The 22,798-nt window shown below is 63.0% G+C and carries 23 protein-coding genes; 12 read left to right on the top strand and 11 right to left on the bottom strand.

Annotated features, from left to right (window positions below):
- Positions 1-1,248 (bottom strand): polyhydroxyalkanoate depolymerase, encoded by a 1,248-nt coding sequence (locus tag QPW08_RS02190; protein ID WP_284124091.1) that lies wholly within the window; start codon positions 1,246-1,248, stop codon positions 1-3.
- A 176-nt stretch (positions 1,249-1,424) separates the two neighbouring features.
- Here QPW08_RS02190 and QPW08_RS02195 point away from each other — a divergent pair, with 176 nt between their 5' ends.
- From QPW08_RS02195 to QPW08_RS02215, 5 genes are all read left to right on the top strand, one after another.
- Positions 1,425-3,260, top strand: a complete 1,836-nt coding sequence (locus QPW08_RS02195; RefSeq protein ID WP_407674542.1) for an ABC transporter transmembrane domain-containing protein — start codon at positions 1,425-1,427, stop codon at positions 3,258-3,260.
- A gap of 140 nt (positions 3,261-3,400) precedes the next feature.
- Positions 3,401-5,548, top strand: coding sequence for a M13 family metallopeptidase (locus QPW08_RS02200; RefSeq protein WP_284124092.1), 2,148 nt, complete (start codon positions 3,401-3,403; stop codon positions 5,546-5,548).
- Between the two features lie 149 nt (positions 5,549-5,697).
- Positions 5,698-6,555: an undecaprenyl-diphosphate phosphatase gene (locus QPW08_RS02205; protein ID WP_284124093.1), complete on the top strand. Its 858-nt coding sequence runs from the start codon at positions 5,698-5,700 to the stop codon at positions 6,553-6,555.
- A 98-nt stretch (positions 6,556-6,653) separates the two neighbouring features.
- The gene (locus QPW08_RS02210) at positions 6,654-6,908 is read left to right on the top strand and encodes a hypothetical protein (RefSeq protein WP_284124094.1); all 255 of its coding nucleotides are present in this window, start codon (positions 6,654-6,656) and stop codon (positions 6,906-6,908) included.
- 82 nt (positions 6,909-6,990) lie between these two features.
- A complete protein-coding gene (locus QPW08_RS02215; protein WP_284124095.1) occupies positions 6,991-7,224 on the top strand; it encodes a hypothetical protein in 234 nt (77 codons plus the stop codon).
- A 123-nt stretch (positions 7,225-7,347) separates the two neighbouring features.
- Here the strand turns inward: QPW08_RS02215 and phhA are convergent, their stop codons facing one another.
- Complete coding sequence (gene phhA, locus QPW08_RS02220) at positions 7,348-8,289, bottom strand: phenylalanine 4-monooxygenase (RefSeq protein WP_284124096.1); 942 nt, start codon at positions 8,287-8,289, stop codon at positions 7,348-7,350.
- 50 nt (positions 8,290-8,339) lie between these two features.
- On the opposite strand from phhA, the gene ppk2 reads away from it, so the two are divergent.
- Complete coding sequence (ppk2, locus tag QPW08_RS02225; protein ID WP_284124097.1) at positions 8,340-9,119, top strand: polyphosphate kinase 2; 780 nt, start codon at positions 8,340-8,342, stop codon at positions 9,117-9,119.
- Here ppk2 and QPW08_RS02230 read toward each other — a convergent pair.
- The 6 genes from QPW08_RS02230 to QPW08_RS02255 form a co-directional block, all read right to left on the bottom strand.
- Positions 9,116-9,967 carry an FAS1-like dehydratase domain-containing protein gene (locus QPW08_RS02230; RefSeq protein ID WP_284124098.1) on the bottom strand — a complete coding sequence of 284 codons (852 nt, stop codon included), beginning with the start codon at positions 9,965-9,967 and terminating at the stop codon, positions 9,116-9,118. The two genes, ppk2 and QPW08_RS02230, sit on opposite strands and share 4 nt — an antisense overlap.
- The gene (locus QPW08_RS02235; RefSeq protein ID WP_284124099.1) at positions 9,964-11,193 is read right to left on the bottom strand and encodes an acetyl-CoA C-acetyltransferase; all 1,230 of its coding nucleotides are present in this window, start codon (positions 11,191-11,193) and stop codon (positions 9,964-9,966) included. Before QPW08_RS02235 ends, QPW08_RS02230 begins: the two co-directional genes overlap by 4 nt.
- Positions 11,194-11,196: 3 nt before the next feature.
- Positions 11,197-12,423, bottom strand: a complete 1,227-nt coding sequence (locus QPW08_RS02240) for a CoA transferase (RefSeq protein WP_284124100.1) — start codon at positions 12,421-12,423, stop codon at positions 11,197-11,199.
- 6 nt (positions 12,424-12,429) lie between these two features.
- The gene (locus tag QPW08_RS02245; RefSeq protein ID WP_284124101.1) at positions 12,430-13,608 is read right to left on the bottom strand and encodes an acyl-CoA dehydrogenase family protein; all 1,179 of its coding nucleotides are present in this window, start codon (positions 13,606-13,608) and stop codon (positions 12,430-12,432) included.
- Positions 13,609-13,626: 18 nt separating this feature from the next.
- Positions 13,627-13,845, bottom strand: coding sequence for a hypothetical protein (locus QPW08_RS02250; protein ID WP_284124102.1), 219 nt, complete (start codon positions 13,843-13,845; stop codon positions 13,627-13,629).
- Positions 13,846-13,934: 89 nt separating this feature from the next.
- Positions 13,935-14,306, bottom strand: coding sequence for a hypothetical protein (locus QPW08_RS02255; protein ID WP_284124103.1), 372 nt, complete (start codon positions 14,304-14,306; stop codon positions 13,935-13,937).
- A 135-nt stretch (positions 14,307-14,441) separates the two neighbouring features.
- Between QPW08_RS02255 and recQ the strand changes: the two genes are divergently transcribed.
- From recQ to QPW08_RS02280, 5 genes are all read left to right on the top strand, one after another.
- Entirely contained in the window at positions 14,442-16,235 is a 1,794-nt protein-coding gene (gene recQ / locus QPW08_RS02260; RefSeq protein ID WP_284124104.1) for a DNA helicase RecQ, read from the top strand.
- Between the two features lie 71 nt (positions 16,236-16,306).
- Positions 16,307-17,224 (top strand): SPFH domain-containing protein, encoded by a 918-nt coding sequence (locus tag QPW08_RS02265; RefSeq protein WP_284124105.1) that lies wholly within the window; start codon positions 16,307-16,309, stop codon positions 17,222-17,224.
- Positions 17,225-17,259: 35 nt separating this feature from the next.
- On the top strand, positions 17,260-17,472 hold the full coding sequence (locus QPW08_RS02270; RefSeq protein WP_284124106.1) for a toxin-antitoxin system HicB family antitoxin: 213 nt from the start codon (positions 17,260-17,262) through the stop codon (positions 17,470-17,472).
- Between the two features lie 3 nt (positions 17,473-17,475).
- Positions 17,476-17,727, top strand: coding sequence for a hypothetical protein (locus QPW08_RS02275; protein ID WP_284124107.1), 252 nt, complete (start codon positions 17,476-17,478; stop codon positions 17,725-17,727).
- Positions 17,728-17,806: 79 nt separating this feature from the next.
- Entirely contained in the window at positions 17,807-18,805 is a 999-nt protein-coding gene (locus QPW08_RS02280; protein ID WP_284124108.1) for a right-handed parallel beta-helix repeat-containing protein, read from the top strand.
- Here QPW08_RS02280 and QPW08_RS02285 read toward each other — a convergent pair.
- The 3 genes from QPW08_RS02285 to xth are packed head-to-tail and all read right to left on the bottom strand — an operon-like array spanning position 18,802 to position 21,157.
- On the bottom strand, positions 18,802-19,302 hold the full coding sequence (locus QPW08_RS02285; RefSeq protein WP_284124109.1) for a GNAT family N-acetyltransferase: 501 nt from the start codon (positions 19,300-19,302) through the stop codon (positions 18,802-18,804). The genes QPW08_RS02280 and QPW08_RS02285 overlap by 4 nt on opposite strands.
- Positions 19,299-20,363 (bottom strand): GTP cyclohydrolase II, encoded by a 1,065-nt coding sequence (gene ribA / locus QPW08_RS02290; protein WP_284126280.1) that lies wholly within the window; start codon positions 20,361-20,363, stop codon positions 19,299-19,301. Before ribA ends, QPW08_RS02285 begins: the two co-directional genes overlap by 4 nt.
- The gene (gene xth / locus QPW08_RS02295; RefSeq protein ID WP_284124110.1) at positions 20,360-21,157 is read right to left on the bottom strand and encodes an exodeoxyribonuclease III; all 798 of its coding nucleotides are present in this window, start codon (positions 21,155-21,157) and stop codon (positions 20,360-20,362) included. The genes ribA and xth overlap by 4 nt, the downstream gene beginning before the upstream one ends.
- Positions 21,158-21,323: 166 nt before the next feature.
- Here xth and QPW08_RS02300 point away from each other — a divergent pair, with 166 nt between their 5' ends.
- Positions 21,324-22,706, top strand: a complete 1,383-nt coding sequence (locus QPW08_RS02300) for an alkaline phosphatase (protein WP_284124111.1) — start codon at positions 21,324-21,326, stop codon at positions 22,704-22,706.
- The last annotated feature ends 92 nt before the right edge of the window (positions 22,707-22,798 follow it).

Genomic DNA, 22,798 nt, shown 5'->3' on the forward strand with positions numbered 1-22,798 from the left:
TCAGCCGTGATCGGCACGGTGTTCGGCGATGAACTCCTCGACCACCGGGGCGATCGTGCCGCGCCACTTGCTGCCATTGAAGATGCCGTAATGCCCGGCGCCTTCGGCCATGTAGTAGCGCTTCCTGGCATCGGCGAGATTGTCGGTCAGCTTGAGCGCAGCCTTGGTCTGCCCCAGCCCCGAGATATCGTCGCGCTCGCCTTCGATAGCCAACAGCGCGGTGTCCGTGATGGCGTCGAGATCGACCAGCTCGCCGCGATGCCTGAAGGTGCCGTTGGGAATGGCGTGGGTCTGGAACACTTCCTCGACCGTCTGCAGGTAGAATTCCGCCGTCATGTCGCACACGCTGCGGTATTCGTCGTAGAAATCCTTGGTCGCCTGCGCGCTTGCCTCATCGCCTACGGTGAGATGCTTGAACATCTCGTAGTGGCTCATCATGTGGCTGCCCAGATTCATGCTCATGAAGCTCGCCAGTTGCATGAAGCCGGGATAGACCTTGCGGCCCGCGCCCGGGTAATTCATCGGCACGGTTGCGATCACAGTCTGGCGGAACCAGCTGATCGGGCGCTCCATGGCCAAATCGTTGACCGAGGTCGGGCTCTCGCGGGTGTCGATCGGGCCGCCCATCATGGTCAGCGTCGCCGGGCGGAACGGATCCTTGCGCGCATTCATCAGCGCTGTCGCGGCAAAGGCCGGGACAGAAGGCTGGCACACCGCCATCATATGCGCACGGCCACCGGTGGCATCGGGGCCGATATGGTCGAGGAATTCGACGATGTAATCGATGTAGTCGTCGAGATCGAACTGCCCGGCGCTGGTCGGCACCATCCGGGCGTCGGCCCAGTCGGTGATATAGACCACGCAGCTTTCGACCATCCGTTCGACCGTGCCGCGCAGCAGCGTGGCATAGTGCCCGCTCATCGGGGCGACGATCAGCAGCGAAGGGGCGTCTTCGGGCAGGTCGTCGCGGGTGAAACGGAGCAGGTCGCCGAACGGCTTGCTCAGGACGCGGGCTTCGCGGACCACGAAGGGTGCGCCGTCGACTTCGACCATTTCGATTCCGAACTTCGGCTTGCCACGATCCTGCGCGGCATGGGCGAACACGTCGAGCGCACTCGCGGCGATCGGGCCGAGACCGGTGTAAGATATCGGGTTGGCCGGGTTCGCCAGCCACTCGGCCGAAATCGAAGCCAGCGAGCTGGCGCTGTGAAGCCACGAGCGCTGCAGCTCATAAGCATGGTAAAGCAATGCGTTTCCCCTGCGCGGGAGCTCTCCGGCTCCCCTGATGGGCTCTCCCGGCCCTTGATTGCGCAAGTTGTGAACCCAATTTATGCGTTGTGCAATGCACAATTGCGGATTGATGGCCAGAATTGACACGACGTGCTGTGGATTTTGCCGTTGCAACCGACTAGGCGCGAAGGCGAATGTCCGAGACTGAACCAGCCCCGTCAGTAACGCGCCTGTTCGAAGGCGAACCCGCCGAAGGCGCGCAGCCCAAGCGCCGCTCGCTGGGCCCGCTACGCATGATCTATCGCGAAGCGGCAAAGTACCCGGACAAGGTCGCGCTGGCGTTCCTCGCCCTGGTGATTACCGCAGCAGCGACACTGGCGATTCCCGCCGGATTCAAGCTGATCATCGATAACGGTTTCGGTGGTGGCGGCGACCCGGCCAATATCGGTCGCTGGTTTCGCTACCTGTTGATGATCGTCGGCGTGCTGGCGATCGGGACGGCGCTGCGGTTCTACTTCGTCAGCTGGATCGGAGAGCGCGTGGTGGCCGACATAAGGCTCAAGGTGCATGCCAATCTGCTGCGGCAGGAACCGGGCTTCTATGAAGAGAACAGCCCCAAGGAAATCTCCAGCCGCATGACCAGCGACACGGCGATTATCGAGCAAGTGGTCGGAACCACGGTCTCGGTAGCGCTGCGTAACACGCTAATGGCGATCGGCGGGACGAGCTACCTGTTCTGGCTCGCGCCTTCGATGACCATGGGTCTCGCCTTGGTGATCCCGGCGGTGGTCATTCCGATCACGGTGTTCGGTCGGCGGCTGCGCAATGTCTCGCGCACCAGCCAGGACCGCGTGGCCGATGTCGGCGCGATGGTGACCGAAGTGCTGTCGGCGATGAAGATCGTCCAGTCGTTCAACCAGGAAGGCCGCGAGACCACCCGCTTCGGCGAAGCGGTCGAGCGCATTTTCGCTGTCGCCAAGCGGCGCATCCTGATTCGTGCAGCGATGACTTCGGTGATCATCCTGTTGATCTTCGGCTCCATCACCCTGCTGATGTGGCGCGGTGCCGTGGGCGTCAGCGAAGGAGCGATATCGGGCGGCACAATCGCCGCTTTTGTGATTACCGGCGGCTTGGTTGCGGGTGCATTCGGCTCACTGACCGAGGTCTATGGCGACCTTCTGCGCGGGGCCGGTGCGGCCAGCCGCTTGAACGAACTGCTGACGGCTGAGCCGCAAATCGCAGCTCCGGCGCGCAGCCAGTCGCTGCCCACGCCCGCACGCGGCAGCCTGTCGTTCCGCAATATTACCTTTCGCTATCCGACCCGGCCCGATGCCCCTGCGCTGAAGGACTTTACGCTCGAAGTCGAACCAGGCGAGACGGTCGCCATCGTGGGTCCCTCGGGTGCCGGCAAATCGACCATCTTCCAGCTGGCCGAGCGATTCTACGATCCCCAGGCGGGCACCGTCCGGCTCGACGGCATCCCGCTGACCCAGGTCGACCCGGCCGAAGTGCGCTCGCGGATCGCCTTCGTCCCTCAGGACGGAGTGCTGTTCAGCGCCAATGCCCGGGACAATCTGCGCTACGGCAATTGGGACGCTGACGATGACGCGATCTGGGAGGCCGCCCGCGCCGCCAATGCGGAGGAATTCCTTCGCGCCTTGCCGGAAGGGCTTGATACCTTCCTCGGCGAAGACGGCACCAGGCTTTCCGGCGGGCAGCAGCAGCGTGTCGCCATTGCCCGCGCAATCCTGCGCGATGCGCCCATCCTTCTGCTCGACGAAGCTACCAGCGCGTTGGATGCGGAAAGCGAGCGGCTGGTGCAGGATGCGCTCGATCACCTGATGCAGGACCGCACGACGCTGGTCATCGCTCACCGCCTGGCAACCGTGCGTGCGGCGAACCGGATCGTGGTGATGGATGGCGGCCAGATCGTCGAGCAAGGTACCCATGCCCAACTCAGCCAGGCCGGGGGGCTCTATGCCCGTCTGGCGCAGCTGCAATTCGACATGCCGTCCGCAGCGGCGGGTTGATATTCGGCGATCCTAATCGACAGGACGTATCGATCAGCCGACAAATGACACCACCCGGGGCCGCCAGGCGCTATGTGAGGTTACGGAATTCCGGCAGGTCGCGCCGGAATGATGCAATTTTTTCGAGAGGGGGCTCTCCCATGATTCGTTCTGTTCTTGCCACCACTGCGAGCGCGTTTGCGCTTGTCCTCGCCACCCCGGCGCTGGCCGATGGCCATGGAGCCGATGACAAGGCCGAAGCTGCCGAACCGGCGACTCCAACCATGAGCTTTGGCACCTGGGGTATCGACCCTGAGCTCCTGTCCGACGAGATTGCGCCGGGCGAAGACTTCTTTGCCTACGTCAACCAGGAATGGCTCGACGCCAACCCGCTGCCGGCCGAATTCAGCCGCTTCGGCGCGTTCAACCTTCTGCGCGAAAAATCGACCACCGACGTCAAGGCGCTGGTCGATGAGCTGGTGGCCAAGGATCCCGCAACGCTGACCGCAGACGAGAAGCGCATCGTCGACTTCCACAACGCTTTCCTCGACACCGACGCGATCGAAGCGGCAGGCCTCGCCCCGGCACAACCCTATGTCGATGCACTGGCTTCTGCGACCACTCTGGAAGAGCTCGCGATGCTGTGGGCCAAGCCGGGCTACTCCAGCCCGTTCGGCGGTTTCGTCAATGTCGATGCCAAGCAGCCCGATCGCTATGTCGCCTATCTCGGCATCGGCGGGCTCGGCCTGCCCGACCGGGACTATTATCTCGACGACAGCGAGAAGGGGCAGGAGATCCAGGCCAAGTACAAGGAATACATGGCGTTGTTCCTTGAAGCGGCTGGCTACGACGATCCGATGGCAACGGCCGAAGCGGTCTACGCGATGGAAGACCGGATTGCCCGTACTATCAGCTGGGACCGCACCATGCGGCGCAACCGCGACCTCACCTATAATGCCGTAACCGCTGATGAGCTGAAGGCCATGTCAGGCGATTTCCCGGTCGAGGCGGTGCTCGATGACATCGGTTTCTCCGCTTCGCCGATCTACGTGGTCTCGATGATGCCGCCGACCGACGAGGAGATCGAAGAGCTGGGCCTGACCGAAGAAGATCTCGACAAGATCGGCACCGGCTTGCCGGGCATGATGGAGCTGCTCAACGACACGCCGGTGGCGACGCTGCAGGCATGGTCGATCAAGCAGTTCCTGTCGGATCGTTCGCACCTGCTGCCGAAGAAGTACGACGTCGCCCAATTCGAGTTCTACGGCAAAACGCTGCAGGGTACGCCTGAGCAGCGCGCACGCTGGAAGCGTGCCATCAGCGCCACTGAAGGTGCGCTGGGCGAGCTGCTCGGCAAGTCCTATGTCGCGCGCTACTTCCCGCCGGAAAACAAGGCGGCGATGGAAGAGCTGGTCGGCAATTTGCGGCTCGCGGTCGCCGAATCGATCGGCGAGATCGACTGGATGGGCGACGAGACCAAGACCAAGGCGCTCGAGAAGCTCGCCAGCTTCGATCCCAAGATCGGCTATCGCGACAACCTCGAGACCTATCCGGGCCTGGAAGTGACGGCTGACAATCCGCTTGCGAACGAAATCGCCGGGGATGCCTGGGCGCTCAAGGACAATGTCGCCAAGCTCGGCGGTCCGATCGACCGTACCGAATGGTTCATGCTGCCACAGACGGTCAACGCCTATTACAACCCGACCAAGAACGAGATCGTGTTCCCGGCGGCAATCCTGCAGCAGCCGTTCTTCGCGCTGACCAACGATCCGGCGGTGAATTATGGTGCCATCGGCGGCGTGATCGGTCACGAGATCGGCCATGGCTTCGATGACCAGGGTTCGAAATACGATGCCACGGGTGCCCTGGCGAACTGGTGGACCGATGAAGACCGCGCCAATTTCGATGCGCTGGGTGATGCGCTGGTCGCGCAGTACAACGGCTTCTGCCCGCTCGATGAAGGCGAGACCTGCGTCAACGGTCGCTTCACGCTGGGCGAGAACATCGGCGACCTCGGCGGCCTCAGCCTCGCTTACCGCGCCTACAAGCTCCACCTGGGTGGCGAGGAAGACAAGGTGATCGACGGGCTGACCGGCGACCAGCGTTTCTTCATGGCCTGGGCGCAGGTGTGGCGCTCGCAGCAGCGCGAGGAAAACTATCGCCAGCGCCTGCGCACCGACAGCCATAGCCCGGAAGAATACCGTACCAACGGCGTCGTGCGGAACCTCGATGAATGGTACGAAGCGTTCGGCATCACGGAAGACGATCCGATGTACATCCCGCCGGAAGAACGCGTGCGTATTTGGTAGGACAAGGGATAAGCCCACCCCGCTGCGACTAACACGCGACTACGTCTCGTGAAGTCTCGCTCCCCTCCCGCTTGCGGGAGGGGATGGGGGTGGGTAATGGCGCGAGCGTCGCCTTGCGCGACGCATCTGAAAAGGTCCTCCCGCCTACCATGACTTTCCTACAGCTGCTCATCATCGCGATCGTCCAGGGGATCACGGAATTCCTCCCGATTTCCTCCTCCGGCCACCTGATCCTGATCCCCAATTTCACTGAGTTTCCCGACCAGGGACCGTTGATCGATGTCGCGGTGCATGTCGGCTCGCTGCTGGCGATCATCGTCTATTTCTTCAAGGATGTGCTGACCCTCGCGCGCGGCGGTTTTGCCAGCATCGGCATCGGGAGCGACCGTGCGGAAGCACCGGCTGAGCGGAGACTGTTCTGGTGGATCGTGCTGGGTACGATTCCCGCTGTGGCCTTCGGCCTTGCCATCAAGCTGGGCGCATTCAATTCCATTGCCGAGAGCTGGTTCAACGTCACCATCGTCGATGATGATTTGATGAGCTCGATCCGGTTCACCGATCTGATTGCCTCGAACCTGATCTTCTACGGCATCCTGTTGGGGCTGGCCGACTGGCTCGGCAAGGAACACAAGAAGTTCGAGGACATGAGCTGGCGTGACGGTCTGATCGTCGGCATCGCCCAGGCGCTCGCGATCATTCCGGGCACAAGCCGTTCAGGCGTGACCATGACCGCGGCCCGGGCACTCGGCTACTCACGCTTCGAATCGGCGCGCTTCTCGTTCCTGCTCTCGATCCCCGCCGTCGCGGGGGCCGGAGTGCTGATCGTCCCGGAAATCTTCGAAGCGGGTGCCACGCTGGCGCTCGACGCGCTGATCGCGGGCGTGCTGACCTTCATCGCTGCCTTCCTGACCATGGCGTTCCTGATGAACTTCCTGAAACGCGCGTCGATGATGGTCTTCGTGATCTATCGGATCGCAATGGGGTGTGCGCTACTGGCCTTCTTTTGACCGGGCCTGCGCTGGCCTGCGCCTCAAGGAACAAATTTCCGTAATTCACGTTCGATAGGGAAATGGACACGCACATCTAACCCCCGACTGTTTCCCCCATGGCTTTGATCGTACTACTCACCCTCGGTTCCGCAATCGGCTGGCTCGCTGCGATTCTCCTGCGCCAGGATTCGGTCACGCAGAGCTTCGCCAATATCGCAATCGGTGCGGTGGGGGCGCTGGCCAGCCATGTTATTGTCGGCGGTGGATTCGCAGCCAGTTCGATCGACCCCGAGGCGCTCCTGCTTGGCGGGATAGGCGCCGGGCTTTTCCTCGCCGTGGCAACAGTATTTCGTCGCCGCGTCCTTGGCTGACACATTTCGGACATTTTTCGCTTCGCAAGCGGCACCTGCGTTGCTATTGGGGGCGTCCCAATCCAACAAGGGGAAGATGGAAATGAAGAAGTTTGCAATCGCATCGGTCGCTGCCCTGGGCCTCGGCCTCGCTGCTTGCGCCGAAACCGCTGAAGAAGCTCCGGCCGAAGAAACCACCGAAGAAGCTGCTGCTGAAGACGGTGCGATGGCCGAAGAAGGCGCTGCTGAAGAAGCTACCGCTGAAGAAGGCGCTGCTGAAGGTGAAGAAGCTGCTGCTGAAGAAGCTCCGGCTGAAGAAGAAGCTCCGGCCGAGTAATTCGCCCGACAGCTTCGCTTCACACAAGCGAATCAGGAAGACCGGTGGAGGAGCGATCCTCCGCCGGTTTTTCGTATGTTTCGACACCGAAGGTGTCGCAAGCGCGACCGCCGGCGCTTGAGGCTAAACAGGCTTCGCGCCGCTGCCGCGCCCACCGCGCAGCATGTATTCCTGCGTGCCGCGATGGATGACGTTGTCGACATCGATGATCGCTGTGTTGGCGTAGGTGAAGCTGGGGCCAAGGCTCCGATAGAGCCGGTCGAAGTCACGCTCCACGGTCTGGCGGTAGAGGTCCTCGAAGCTCTCGATCACGAAATAGGTCGGCTGCAAGTCGCTGATCACGTAATCGGTGCGCATGACCCGGTCGACATTGAGCATGATCCGGTTGGGGCTTTCCGCTTCAACGGAGAATACCGCTTCGGTCGGGCCTGACAGGATCCCTGCGCCATAGGCCCGGATATCGTCGGGCGCCTCTTCGATCAGCCCGAACTCGACTGTATACCAGTAGAGCGCGCCGAGTGCCTTCAAGTGGTTGTAGCGCATCGCTTTCCACCCGGCCTTGCCATATTCCTGCATGTAGTCGGCAAAAGTCGGGTCGGTCAGCATGGGCACATGGCCGAACACATCGTGGAATACGTCGGGTTCCTGGATGTAGTCGAAAGTTTCGCGGGTACGGATGAAATTGCCCGCCGGGAAACGGCGGTTGGCCAAGTGCCAGAAGAACACGTGATCGGGGATCAGCATCGGCACTGGCACCACGCTCCAGCCGGTGAGCTTGTCCAGCTCCTCCGACATTGCCCCGAAGTCGGGCACGCCGCCCTTGCCCAGGTCGAGTTTCTCGAGGCCTGCCATGAAAGCCGATGCGGCACGCCCGGGCAGGACATCCATCTGGCGCGCGAAGAGGTCATCCCAGATCGCGTCTTCCTCGCTCGAGTACTGGGTCTGCGCCGGCTCCAGCCAGTCGTCGCCGACATGCGCCGGTTTCTTGAGCGGCGCAGTGAAGACATCCGCCGGCAAATCGGGCAGGACGCTAAAGTCGTGTTCGGGTTCAGCCAGAGTCGCCATAGTTTCAAATGTAACCACAATCGCGCGGATTTTCAATTCGGGAGAGTACCTTGGGCAAGTTGAAGAAGAAGGATTACGAAAATCTTCTCGAACCGCTGGAGGAAGAGCTGGTCGGCATGGCGCGCTGGGCGCGCTCGACGGGCGCGCGGATTTGCGTCTTGTTCGAAGGGCGCGACACGGCGGGCAAGGGGGGTGCGATCCGGGCGGTCAGCGGGAGACTCAATCCGCGCCAGTGCCGCATCGTGGCGCTATCAAAGCCGAGCGATACCGAGCGGACCCAGTGGTATTTCCAGCGCTATGTGCAGCACCTTCCTGCAGCCGGGGAGATCGTTTTGTTCGACCGCAGCTGGTACAACCGTGCCGGGGTCGAAAAGGTAATGGGGTTCGCCAGCGAACCGCAGGTCGCGAACTTCCTTGAGGAAGCGCCCCGGTTCGAACGCATGCTGGTCGATGACGGAATCCTGCTGTTCAAATACTGGCTGACGACTGACCAGGCGCAACAGGAAGAACGCTTGCGCGAACGGCTAGAAGATCCGCTGAAGCGCTGGAAGCTCTCGCCGATCGACCTTGCCGCGCGCGAGAAGTATGATGCCTATACCGAAGCGCGCGAAGCCATGCTCAAGGCGACGCACACTGAGCACGCGCCGTGGACCCTGGTCGATTTCAACGACCAGAAGCACGGCCGCTTGACGCTGGTCCGCGACTTGCTCGACCGGCTGCCCGATACGCATGTGGAGCCGGAACCGCTGGATTTCCCCGAGCTGGGGCGTGAGCCGGAAGAGGAAAGCTATGCAGTGCTGCAACCGCTTGCCGACTATCAGATCTCCTAGGCGAGCGTTGCAGTCGCCTTCAGTGTTTGGCGTCCGTCGCTGGCGAAGGAGCCAAGCTCCATGCTGTCGCCTGCCTGTCTGAGCGCCAGCGTCAGCGGTTCTCCGCAGATGGCCGGGCTGACGGCCCGGAAGGCGAAGCTCGCCAGGCGGTTATCGCCGAATTCATCCGCCGCCAGCTGAAGCAGCAGCGAAGTAATCAGGGGCCCGTGAACCACCAGCCCGCGATAGCGCTCAACGTCTCTCGCATAGGGCAGGTCATAGTGAATGCGGTGCGTGTTGAAGGTAAGCGCCGAGTAGCGAAACAGGAGAGTCTCAGACGGCGTCAGCGTGCGGGTGAAGTCCCAGCCGGCGCTGTCGAAGCTGCCATCGCCCGGTTCCGGTGGACTAGGCGGGGCATCGGGCGCTGCATCGCCGCGATAGACCAGTGTCTGCGTCTCGCGCACTGCCTCGACATGGTCGGCGGTGGTGACATGTTCGACCTCGACAAAGCCGAGCTTGCCGGTCGATCCTTCCTTCTCGCTGACGGAGGCAATGCGACTGATCCGTCCGATCTTCGCCCCGATCCTAATAGGCGCAAGGAAGCTGATTTCGCTGGCCGCCCACATCCGGCGCGGCAGCGGGATCGGCGGGAAGAAGCTGTCCTCGCTGTCATCGCGCGCAGGGTGGCCATCCGGGCCCAGTTTCGCCGTCGCTGCTTCGGGTGTGCAGAGGCAGAGGTGGATGCCCTGCGGCATGCGTCCGCTGTCGGGAGCGGCAAGATCGAAACAGGCGAGCCAGCGACGAGCCAGTGACGCGCCGAGCGTATCCTGCTGGACTTGCTTGCGCCCGATCCAGCTTTCCCAGCTCATGCCGCGCGTTCGAAAATAGCCGCAATCCCCTGACCGCCGCCGATGCACATGGTCTCAAGGCCATAGCGAACCTCGCTGCGATGCATCTCGGCGGCCATGTCGGCAAGGATGCGCCCGCCGGTCGCGCCGATCGGGTGGCCGAGCGAGATGCCCGAACCGTTGACGTTGACGATCTCGCGGCGACTGTCGTCTTCGCTGAAGCCCCAGCCTTTGAGCACGGCCAGTGCCTGCGGCGCGAAGGCTTCGTTGAGTTCGATCAGGCCGATGTCGTCCCAGCTCATTCCTGTGCGGGCGAACAGCCGCTCGACCGCGGAGACCGGGCCGATACCCATGCGGCTGGGGTCGCAACCTGCCGGAGCCCAGCTGTGGAACCAGAGCGAAGGGGTAAGGCCCATTTCTTCCAGTTTGTCCTCGGCGACGACAAGGCAGGCCGCCGCCGCGTCGTTCTGCTGGCTGGCGTTGCCGGCGGTGACAATAGCCTCGGGATCGCGTTTGAGGTCAATCGCGCGCAGTGCACCGAGCGTCTCCATGCTGGCATCTGCGCGGTAGCCCTCGTCATGGTCGAACACCACGGGATCGCCGCGCCGTTGCGGGACGTCGACAGTCACGAGGTGGTCGGCGAACTTGCCCTCTTCCCACGCCTTGGCCGCATTCTGGTGGCTGCGTACAGCGAAAGCGTCGGCCTCTTCGCGGGTGATGCCGTAGTCCTTGGCGAGGTTCTCCGCCGTTTCGATCATGCCGGTGATCACGCCGAAACGCTCGATCGGCTGGCTCATCAACCTTCCGCGGGTCAGGCGATCGTGCAGGGTCATGTCGCCCATGCGCACGCCGCCGCGCAGATCGGTGGTGTAGTGCTCGACATTGGACATGCTCTCGCACCCGCCGGCAACGACGACATCGGCCATGCCGGTCTCGACCATCATCGCGGCGGTGGCGACGGCCTGTACGCCCGAGCCGCAACGTCGGTCGAGCTGGAAGCCGGGGACTTCAATCGGCAAGCCAGCCGCGAGCCAGCTCCAGTGGCCGATTGCAGGCGCTTCGCCATTGCCATAACCCTGGCTGAAGACGACATCGTCAACCCGCGAAGGATCGATCCCGCTGCGCTCGACCAGTGCCTTTAGGATGACGGCCCCCAACTTCCCAGCATCGAGCGGGGCAAGCGTGCCTCCGAAGCGGCCGACCGGGGTGCGCAGGGGCGTGCAAATGGCAACGCGGCGTTTGCTCATGATCTATTCCTTATCCGAAAGGCGGACTATGCCGGCATCTACCAGCTTGGCGATAGAACCCGATGACAGCCCCAGCCGTTCGGCCAGTATCTCTTCGCTGTGCTGGCCCAGGTAGGGCGCAGGGGCCGGGTCGCCGACCGGTTTTTCCGGCATGTTGGCGAAGCTGCGGGTAGCGGGATATTCGAAGCCCGAGGGATTGGCTGGCGAGGGCCCGAACAGCGGGTTGTTCGCCACCAGTACGGGATCGTTCGCAGCCTCGTGCATGGTGCGGTACTTCTCGAATGTGGTTCCGGCCTTGGCCATGCGCTGCGACAGCTCGGTCCAGTCGAAACCGTCAGCCGCATGCTGGAACAGTTCGAACAACCGGTGCCGGTTGGCGAAGCGCGGGGTGTCGCCATCGGCGAAGCGCACGCCCAGCTCGCTTTCCAGCGCAGCAATCTCTTGTTCGACCCCGAAGGCTTCGATCAGGCCGCTCCATTGCTTGGGGGTCAGCGCTGCAACCATGAAGCGGACCCCGTCCTTGCTGCGGAAATCGCGCCCGAACGCGCCCCAGATGGCATTGCCGAGCCGCTCGCGATCGCCCCCTCGATAGAGCATTTCCGCCATCGCGCCGCTGTTGGCCATGGTGCCGATGGCGACGTCGCCGAGCGGGATGCGCACTTCGCTGCCTTCACCGGTGGTATCGCGGTGACGCAGCGCGGCGAGCAGGGCGAAAGCGCCATAGGCACCTGTGATGAAGTCCCACGCCGGCAGAACCTGGTTGACCGGAGGTGCGGTCGCCGGGTCCCAGTCCTCCGGTCCGCACATCAGCGGGTAGCCGCTGGCGGCGTTTACAGTGAAATCCATCGCCTGCCGCCCGTCGTGCCAGCCCATGATGCGGACGGAGACGAGATCATCCCTGCCTTCGCTCATGGCGGTGTGGCTGAGGAAGCTCTTCTCCGGCAGGTTGGTGACGACCTGGCCGGTCGTTCGGGCAAGCTCTACCAGCAGTTCGCGCCCCTCGCCCGATTGCAGGTCGAGCGCGACCGACTTCTTGCCGCGATTGAGGTTCTCCCAGCTGAGCGAGCGGCCTTCGCTGGTCAGCAGGTAGCGATCGTAGTCGAGCCCGCCGACCTTGTGGTCGACCCGGATCACCTCTGCTCCCATCTGCCCGCAATAGAGCCCGATGGTGGGCGAGGCGACGAAGCTCGACACCTCGATGATGGAGAGGTCGCTGAGCAGCTTGTACACCCGAACCTACCCGTTCTGCGCAGCGAAATCGCGCAGCATGTGCTTGGCGATCTGCAGGTAGAGGATCTGCGTAGTGCCTTCGTAAATGCGATAAATGCGCGCATCGCGGAAGAATCTTTCGGCGTCGTATTCGGCGAGATAACCCGCGCCGCCATAGACCTGGACCACGCGGTCGACCACGCGGCCGCACATTTCGCTGGAGAACACCTTGAAAGCGGCAGCCTTGCGCAGGATGTTCTCACCGCGATCGGCGCGTTCGCACACATCCTTCATCATCGCTTCGGCGGCGTAGATTTCCATCTCGCTTTCAGCCAGCATCTGCTGGATCAGCTGGAAATTGGCGATCGGCTCGCCAAACGCCTTGCGCTCGGTGGCATAGCGGACCGCGCTGTCGAGCGCGCGGCGGGCATATCCGGCGGCGGCAGCGCCCACCGATATGCGGCCGTTGTCCAAGCTCTTCATCGCAAAGACGAAGCCTTTGCCGGTTTCGCCGCCGAGCAATGCGTCACCCGGCACCTTCACATCGTCGAGCATGATGTCGGAGATGTGGCTGCCTTCCTGGCCCATCTTCTTGTCCGGGTTGCCGGTCGAGATGCCGGGCGTGTCCATCGGCACGATAAAGGCGCTGACATGCGCATTCTTGGGCAGCGCTTCCTTCTCCGTGCGCGCCATGATGAGTGCGACATCGGCATGCGGGGCATTGGTAATGTAGCGCTTGGTACCGTTGAGGATCCAGCCGTTGCCATCGGGATCGGGCGTGGCCGTGGTGGCCATGGCGGCACTGTCCGAGCCCGAGCCCGGTTCGGTCAGGCCGAAACAGGCGATCTCGCCGGCGGCGATGCGCGGCCACCATTCGGCCTTCTGGGCATCGGTGGCACCATTCTTGATCGCCGAATTGAACATGCCGACATTGATCGAGAAAATCGAGCGATAGGCAGGGGCGGCATAGGCCATACAGTTTACGACCCGCGCATATTGCGAAGTGCTGAGCCCGGCACCGCCATAGTCTTCCGGTACGGTGAGCCCGAACAGGCCCATTTCCTTCATCTCTTCGACAATATCTTCGGGAATCTTGTCGTTGGCGATAACGTCCTTCTCGGCGGGGATCAGCCGCTCGCGAACATAGCGCTCAAGTTGCTCGACGAATTGCTCGAAAACGTCGGCGTCCATCCCGGTGTCGGCCATAGGGGCAGGTCCTCTTGTCTATTGCTGTTCGGTTTGCGCATCCCCTTGCGCGGGCTCGGACGGATTGTCGAGGGCATCGGGCGGCAGTTTTTGTTCTTCCAGCATTGCTGCAGCTTCATCAAGCGCCTGCGCTTCACCCACGGTCACACCACCTGGGCCTGGGTCGTTCTCGCCGGGGCCGCAGGCGGCAAGCACAGCGAGCGAAGCAAGGGCGGCTATTGTGGGAGCACGAGTCATGCGCGGTATCATAGCGGTTAGGCCCCATAGGAAAAGCGGGCCTTTCGCCTGACGCGAAAGACCCGCTTTGTCCTGTCCCGGGGGAGGGCCTAGTTGACGACCTTCTCCATGGTGTTGGCGGCCTTCTTGGCCTGCTCAGCCGTTTCGGCGGCAGTGTTTGCAGCTGCTTCGGCTTCCTTCAACACGGCCTGCACGTCTGCCGCGGCCTTCTTCGCGTCCTCGCCAGCAGCCTCAGCCGAAGCCTGGTCGGCCGCGCTGGTATCTGCCGCGTCTTCGGCACCTTCGTCTTCAACGGCGGCTTCATCTGCGACCGGTTCGTCGTTCACGCCTTCCATGGCGTCGTCAGCCGTGGTTTCGACGCTCTCGGCGGTGGCATCGTCGGACGCGTCGTCGGAGCTGCCGCAAGCTGCGAGGGCAAGCGCGCCGGCGGCTGCGAGGCCAAGGCGGAGTGTGGTCTTCATGTGATCTCTCCAGATAAAAAGGGTATGCGCTCGTTGGCGCAGGGGCGACCGGTTTAACTGGCGACGGGCGGCGAGGCCAAGGGAAAACTTGGCTGCCACGGTTGCGCCACCGCGTGGCTATGCCATGGCAGCGGCGTGGAAGCACGGGTCGAATCCAAGAATTTACAAGCTGCACGCGAGCGGCTGCGGTCACTGTTCGGCTTCGACGACTTTCGCGGACGCCAGCCGGAAGTCGTCGAGCGGGTACTGGCAGGGCACTCGACCCTGGCTGTCATGCCCACTGGGGCGGGCAAGTCGCTGACCTATCAGCTGCCGGCGACAATGCTGCAAGGGACCTGCGTGGTCATTTCGCCGCTGATCGCGCTGATGCATGACCAGCTCCGCGCTGCGCAAGCCAACGGCATTCGTGCGGCGACCCTGACCAGCGTCGACGAAGACTGGCGCGAAACCATGGATGCGTTTCGCGGCGGGCGGCTCGACCTGCTCTATGTCGCGCCGGAACGGGCCAGCCAGCCCAGCTTCTGCGACTTGCTGACGGCTGCCCCGCTGGCGCTGTTTGCCATCGACGAAGCGCATTGCGTCAGCGAATGGGGGCATGATTTCCGCCCTGACTATCGCCAGCTGCGCCCGCTGATGGATCGCTTCGGTGATGTCCCGCGGCTGGCGTTGACGGCGACCGCCGATGCGCACACCCGCTGCGATATCCTGGAGCAGCTCGGCATCCCGCAAGAAGGGCTGGTGGTGGCCGGTTTCGACCGGCCCAATATCCGCTATGCCATTCGCCACCGCGAAAACCCGGTAAGGCAGCTGACGACATTGATGGCAGAACAGCCGGGTCCAGGGATCGTCTATGCGCCGACGCGGAAGAAGGTGGAAGACCTGGCCGCCAAGCTGGCCTCGGCGACAGGCCGCGAAGTCCTGCCCTATCATGCTGGCCTGGAGCCAGAGGTGCGCGCGGCGAACCAGGCCCGCTTCGTCGCCAGCGAGGACATGGTCATCGTCGCCACGATCGCTTTCGGCATGGGGATCGACAAACCCGACGTCCGCTTCGTCGCCCATGCGGGCATCCCCAAGTCGATCGAGGCCTATTACCAGGAAACAGGACGCGCTGGGCGCGATGGCGATCCTTCGCTGGCACTGATGCTGTGGGGAGCGGAAGACTTCGCGCGGGCCCGTTTGCGGCTGGCTGAAACTCCTGAAGACCGTCGCGAGAGCGATCGACAGCGGCTCGATTCGCTATCGTCGCTGGTCGAGACCGCTGGGTGTCGCCGCGCGGTGCTGTTGAAGCACTTCGGCGAAGACCCGCCGCAAACCTGCGGCAACTGTGACAATTGCCTCGATGCGCCGGATGTTGTCGATGCAACCGAGACAGCGCGCAAGCTCCTTTCCGCAGTCTATCGCACCGGGCAGAGCTTCGGTTTCGGGCATTTGCAAAAGGTGCTGACGGGAGGTGACGATGACCGGGTCATGTCCAGGGGGCACGACCAATTGACCGTGTTCGGTATCGTCGGGGCCGAGGAAGCGACATTGCTGCGCCCGGTCAGCCGGGCCCTGCAGGCACGCGGCTCGCTGGTGGCGACCGAGCATGGCGGCCTGATGCTCGGCGGCGATGCGCGAGACATCCTCAAAGGTGATGCCGAGCTGCTTATCGTGAAGCCGCCGAAGAAGGAGCGCCGCTCGCGCCGTTCGCGTGATGGCGGAGTCAACCCGATCGGCGACCCCCTGTTCGATGCACTGCGCGAACTGCGACGCGAACTGGCGATCGAAGGGCAGGTCCCACCCTATGTCATTTTCCATGATGCTACCCTGCGGGAGATGGCCACCAGCCGGCCCGCGACGCTCGCGGAACTGGGCACGATTGGCGGCATCGGCACGAAAAAGCTCGAGGCCTTTGGAGAACGGTTTCTCGACTGCATCCGGAGGCACTGACCGGATTTGCTTGACTCTTCCGTGAGTCGATATAAAGATGATATCATAATTATATCGACAGGAGGCCTTTCATGGTCAATCAACTGCAGGGAATGAATGTCAGCCAGGAACGGGCGGCGAAGTCCTACAACGGATATGTGATGTTGTTGGCAATGCTGGCGGCGATCGTCTTTTTCATCTGGACCGTGGCCAATGGTGCGCCGCCCGATGGCGCGAGCAAGGCCGCAAAGCTGATGTTCGTGGGTTCGCTGCTGGTCGGAATCATCCCCTTCCTGCTGATTGTGGGCGGGTTCTTCATGATCCAGCCCAACCAGACCGCCGTCATTACCCTGTTCGGAGCCTATAGCGGGACCGAGCGGACCGAGGGGCTGCGCTGGGTTTGGCCGTGGATGATGCGCAAGAAGATCAGCGCGCGCGCCCACAATGTCCATTCGGAAAAGGTCAAGATCAACGATTTGCGCGGCAACCCAATCGAAGTCGCCTGCAATGTCGTCTGGCGCGTGCGCGATACGGCGCAGGCCGCCTTCGATGTCGACGATTACAAGGAATTCGTCGAGATCCAGATCGAGGCCGGCCTGCGCACGGTGGGTGCCCGCCATCCTTATGACGATATGAACGAGGAAGATGAGACCACGCTGCGTGGCAGTGCCGATGTGGTCAATCGCGAACTCTGTGAAGAGCTCAACGAGCGGCTGCAGGTGGCCGGGATCGTCGTCGACGAGGCGGGCCTCACCCACCTCGCCTACGCACCTGAGATCGCCGGTGCCATGCTGCGCCGGCAACAGGCCGATGCCGTGATCGCCGCGCGCAAGAAAGTGGTGATCGGCGCGGTCGGCATGGTGGAAGACGCGTTGCAGAAGCTGAGTGCGGATGGTGTCATCGAACTCGACGACGAACGCCGCGCCGCGATGGTCTCTAACCTTATGGTGGTCCTGTGCGGCGATCGCGAAGCGCATCCGGTCGTCAATGCCGGCACACTCTATCAATAGGCTTTACCAATAGGCTTTGAAGTCAGGAGGCAGCCATGGCTGCACCCAAGAAAAGCGCGGCCAAGAAAGCCTTTGCCTTGCGGCTCGATCCGGCAGTTCACGCCGCGGTCGAGCGGCTGGCGGGTGCCGAGCTGCGCAGCGCCAATGCCCAGATCGAGATGCTGCTGCGCGAAGCGCTTGAGAAGCGCGGTATCGATGTCCGCAAGTCCGCCAAACCGCGCCGGGGCCGACCGCCAAAGGAAGATTGACCCATGTTGCACAAGTTCTTCGAAGAGGGTGATTGGTTTGCGCCCAAGAGATTGGGGCAGGGGTCAGGCTGGCCAATTGCGTGGCAAGGCTGGGTCCTGCTGATCGGTTTTCTTACCCTCGTGCTTGGAATAGCGTTTTTTATCGACGGCGGAACGCCGCTGGAGATGGCGATCGGGGTTGGCAGCATCATTGTGCTCACCATCCCGTTTATGATCATCGTCAGGAACCGCACTCCGGGCAGGTGGAAAAAGTGACAGGTTTGCGGTCTGCGCCCCTCGCAAGACACCCGAAAAGTTAGCGGCCCGTTAACCCTTTTCAGTTAGGACGGGCGGCATGGAAAACTCTGCCCGCCTTCCGCATGCACGCCCCGCTGTTTCGCGCCCTTCGAACTGGGTGTTCGGCGTTGTCGCCGCTGCCGCCATTGCGTTGATCCCGGTCGCTGCCGTGCTGGCGCAGCCGGCCCCCGCGCCATTCACGGTAGTCGAGAGCGGGCAAGGTTTCGGCAACCTGCAACAGGCGGTGGATGCGATCGGTACCGGTACCGGCACGATTGCCATTGCCCCGGGCACCTGGCGCCAATGCGCCGTGCAGCAGGTCGGCAGCGTGGCCTTTTTCGCCAGCGAGCCGGGCACTGCCATTCTCGACGGGGTGGAATGCGAAGGCAAGGCAGCGCTGGTCCTGCGCGGGCGCGAAGCCAGCGTGTCAGGCCTCGTCTTTCGCAACATGGCGGTGGCCGATTTCAACGGTGCCGGCATCCGGCTGGAGAAAGGCAACCTGACTGTCGCCAACAGCTGGTTCGTTGACAGCCAGCAAGGCATCCTCACCGCGCACGACCCTTCTATCAGGCTGGTCATCGACCGTTCGACCTTCTCCGGCCTTGGCACCTGCGAAGGTGACGGCGGCTGTGCGCATTCGATCTACACCGGTACGATCGCCCACTTGCGCATCACGCGCAGCCGCTTCGAGCGCGGCACGGGTGGGCATTACGTCAAGTCGCGCGCGCGCCGCACCGATATCGCGGCATCCAGTTTCGACGATTCCGCCGGTCGCTCGACCAATTACATGATTGACTTGCCGCAGGGCTCGATTGGCCAGATCACCAACAACTGGTTTGTTCAGGGCCGCGACAAGGAGAATTACTCCGCCTTCATCGCGGTCGGCGCAGAAGAAGGCGACCAGAGCTCCAACGGGCTCGTTATCGCCGGCAACGATGCCCGTTTCGTGCCGGGCCTGCAGCGTAACTCGGTGTTCGTGGCAGATTGGGGCGGCGATCAGGTCACGATTGAGGACAATGTACTCGGCCCCGGCCTCAAGCGTTACGAACGTCGCTAACCGAACGCGGGCGCGAGCGTGATCTGGCCGCTGGGCGGATCACCCTCGAACTGCAGCATTTGCAAGTAGGGATCCAGCGCATCCGACAGCGTGAGTGCGTGTTCGCGGGTGAAGCCGAAGCGGGAATAATAGTCCGGATCGCCAACCAGCAGGATGCCTGCAGCCCCGCTCCCCTGAAGCCGGTCGAGTCCGGCTTCGATCAGCGATGAGCCGATCCCCGAATTCTGTCCGCTCGGGATCACTGACACCGGCGCCAGCTGGTACCACTTCCCTTCCGATCCGGCGATCGCAACCGGCGAAAAGGAAATATGCCCGACGATGGCCTTGTCGGAATTGCAGGCCACGAGCGAGAGCACCAGGTCCCCCTGGACCCGCAGCCGCTCGATCAGCTCGCCTTCATCGCCGTCGGCATGCGGCATGTCGCGAAAGGCCGCATCGGTCAGGGCCCGGATCGCTCTTTCGTCGCCGGGCTGCTCGCTACGTATGGAAACGGTCATGGCAACAGGTGGCCTGACCGGTCACGCTTCGTTTCGAGGTAGCGGCGATTGTGCGGGTTGGGCGGCAGCACATGCTCCACCCGGCGTGCGATCGATATTCTCTGGTCTTCCAACGCGACGACCTTTCTTGTGTTATTGGTGAGGAGTCCAATCTCACCGATACCAAGTAGCGTTAGCATCCGTGCCGCCGTTGTAAAATCCCGACTTTCGTCAGGCAGGCCGAGCCTCTCGTTAGCCTCGACTGTGTCGAAACCCTGATCTTGCAGGCGATAGGCGCGCATCTTGTTGACGAGGCCGATGCCGCGCCCCTCCTGTCGCATGTAGAGGAGGACACCATATCCACCGTTCTCGGCCTCCTCGGCCATCCGCGCCAGCGCGGCATCGAGCTGCGGTCCGCAATCGCATTTGAGGCTGCCGAGGATGTCGCCGGTCAGGCATTCCGAATGCAGCCGTACCAGTGGCACCTTGCCTGCCATCTGCTTGCCGATGATCAGCGCGCAATGTTCGCGCATGTCATCGGCCTTGCGGAACACCACCAGTTCTGCGTCTTCCCCGGCAGCGATCGGCAACCGGGCGCGGGTAGCGATCTTCAGCCGAGCGGGATCGGACCATGCGGCGAGGTCGGCGGGCGCAACCGGTTGCGCTTCTCCGGCGTTCTCCGGCGCGACCATGAAGGCAGGCAGGATCCCGGCGATGCGGGCCAGCTCCATAGCCGTCTCGGCTGCCGCGTGCCATGCCAGCGGTTCGGCCTTGAACGGACCCTTGAGAGGATTGGCAAGGTCTAGCGCCGGGTCCGCCACGGCCGTGGCAAGGCGGAGGTCGAATGGTTCGGCTCCTCGTATCAGCACCGGGGCATGCGGCACGGCCGCATCGAGCTGGTTGATGAGCTTGAGTGTCGCTGCGCGGGCGGCAGAAATCAGCAGGTGCGACGAGCTCGCTGTCGCTTCAATTGCCGTTTCGACCGGCAGCAAGATACCCGCACCCTCGACCTCGATTGGCCAGCCATGCCTCAGCGCATCGATCGCTTGCGCTGCCCGGCGGGAGGGTGACGGCCCACTCAGAAAGTGAACTCCGTGGTCAGCGGGATATGGTCGGAGGGTTTCTCCCAGTCGCGGGCATCCTCGAACACACTGTGCGCGGTTGCCTGCGCGGCCAGTTCGCGGCTGGCCCACATATGGTCGAGCCTCCGCCCGCGATCGCCCTTGCGCCAGTCCTTCGCCCGGTAGCTCCACCAGCTGTAATAGCGTTCGGGAGCCTTGATGTACTCACGCCCGATATCTGCCCAGCCATGCGCGTCCATGAAGCGCTGCAAGGTTTCGACTTCGATCGGCGTGTGGCTGACGACCTTGAGCAGCTGCTTGTGGTTCCACACGTCGCTTTCCAAGGGGGCGATGTTGAAGTCGCCGACGATCAGTGTGGGGCGATCGATCTTGTCGGCCCAGCGGGTCATCCGCTCAAGAAAATCGAGCTTCTGGCCGAACTTGGGATTTATCTCGCGGTCCGGTTCGTCGCCACCGGCGGGGACATAGACATTCTCGATGACAGTGCCCTTGCCAGGCCCCTCGCCGAGCTCGACCCCGACATGGCGAGCCTCGCCATTGTCCTGCCAGTCATGCCGAGAGAACTCCGTGAACGGCACCTTCCCGACCGTCGCCACGCCGTGATAGCCCTTCTGCCCGTGGATCGCGAAGTGCTCGTAACCCAGCGCGCGAAACACTTCGTAGGGAAACTGGTGCTCCTGGCACTTGATCTCCTGCAGGCACAGGATGTCGGGTGATTGCTCCTTGAGGAAGCGCTCCACGATCGGCATCCGCAGGCGGACCGAATTGATATTCCATGTCGTTACTGAAACCATGGCGGTTGCCTTAGGTCGGGCATGTGCCAGCGGCAAGGCCGCGCGCACCCCTCTATGCCAGCTTTCTCTTGGTTGTCATGACCAAGCGCGATAGCAGGGCGCAACACTGAACCAGCGGAGGTATCCCATGCGCTCGTCTCACCTCGTCCTTACAGCTCTCGCTGCCATGGCCATGCCCCTTGCCGGGTGCACGACCGCCTATGCGCAGGATACGGTGGAGACCGCCGCTTCTGCAGAGCCGGTTACCAAGGAACGCAAGGCCAAGAACGTCATCCTGTTCATCGGCGACGGGATGGGCATTTCGACCATCACCGCGATGCGAATCTATGCCGGGCAGAAACAGGGGCAGACCGGCGAAGAATATGTCCTGCCGTTCGAAACCTTCGACAATGTTGCGCTGGTCAAGACCTACAATGTCAACGCACAGGTCCCGGACAGCGCTGGTACGGCGACAGCGATGAATTCGGGACGGAAGACCAATATCGGCTTTATCGGCATCGGGCCCGAAGCCGCGCGCGGCGATTGCGTCGGCGGCCAGCAGCACCCGCTGCCGCTGCTCAGCGAGAAAGCCAAGGCGCGCGGTATGGCGGTTGGCGTCGTCAGCACGGCGCGCATCACCCATGCCACCCCGGCTGCGGTCTATGCCCGCAGCACCGATCGCAACTGGGAAGCGGACGCCTGGATCCCCGAAGACCAGCGCGGGTCGGGCTGCAAGGATATCGCCCGGCAGCTTGTCGACTCCGATCTCGACCTGGCGCTGGGCGGCGGATTGGGTGGCTTCTTCGGCAGTGACAAGGGCGGCCGCAGGCTGGAGGCGGGCGCAGACTTGCCCGCTGAATGGGTTGCTCGCACCGGCGGCACATTTGTCACCGATGCTGCCGGGCTGGCCGCGGCTCCCTTGGGCGCGCCGGTGCTTGGCCTCTTTTCGCCTAGCCACATGACCTACACGGCGCAGCGCACCGAGGACACGGCAGAACCGACGCTGACCGCCATGACGGCAGAGGCGATCAAGCGGCTCGCGGGCAATCCCGATGGCTACTACCTGATGGTCGAAGCGGGCCGGATCGATCACGGCCACCACGAAGGCAAGGCGGGGCTCGCGCTGGAAGACGGGCTGGAATTCGCCCGCGCGATCCAGTGGGCGCTCGACAACACTGATCCGGAAGAAACGCTGATCCTTGTTACCGCCGATCACAGCCACGTGTTCACGATCGCCGGCTACCCAAAGCGCGGCAACCCGATCCTGGGCCTGGTGGTCGCACCTGAAGGGGAAGGTGAAGACGACGGGCCGATGCTGGCTGAGGACGGCAAACCCTACACGACGCTGGGCTATGCCAACGGACCTGGTGCGGTCTCCGGTGAGCGCCCGGTCCCGGACACGGGCGTGACTGCGGCCCAGCAGGCGCTTGTCCCGACGGGCAGTGAAACCCATGCCGGTGAGGACGTGGCGCTCTACGCCCACGGCCCCGGCGCCGAAGACGTGCGCGGGGTGATGGAGCAGGACCGGATCTATGACGTGATGGCGGGCGCGTTGGGGTTGCAGGACTAGCTCAGCCCCGTCCCTCAAAAAAAACCCTCGTGCCGGGGGCAATTGGCACGAGGGTTCCATGTGAGCGTTCGTCACGCTGTGAACAAAACGGA

The sequence above is a fragment of the Parerythrobacter aestuarii genome, assembly GCF_030140925.1.
In the GTDB taxonomy this organism is placed as follows: domain Bacteria; phylum Pseudomonadota; class Alphaproteobacteria; order Sphingomonadales; family Sphingomonadaceae; genus Parerythrobacter; species Parerythrobacter aestuarii.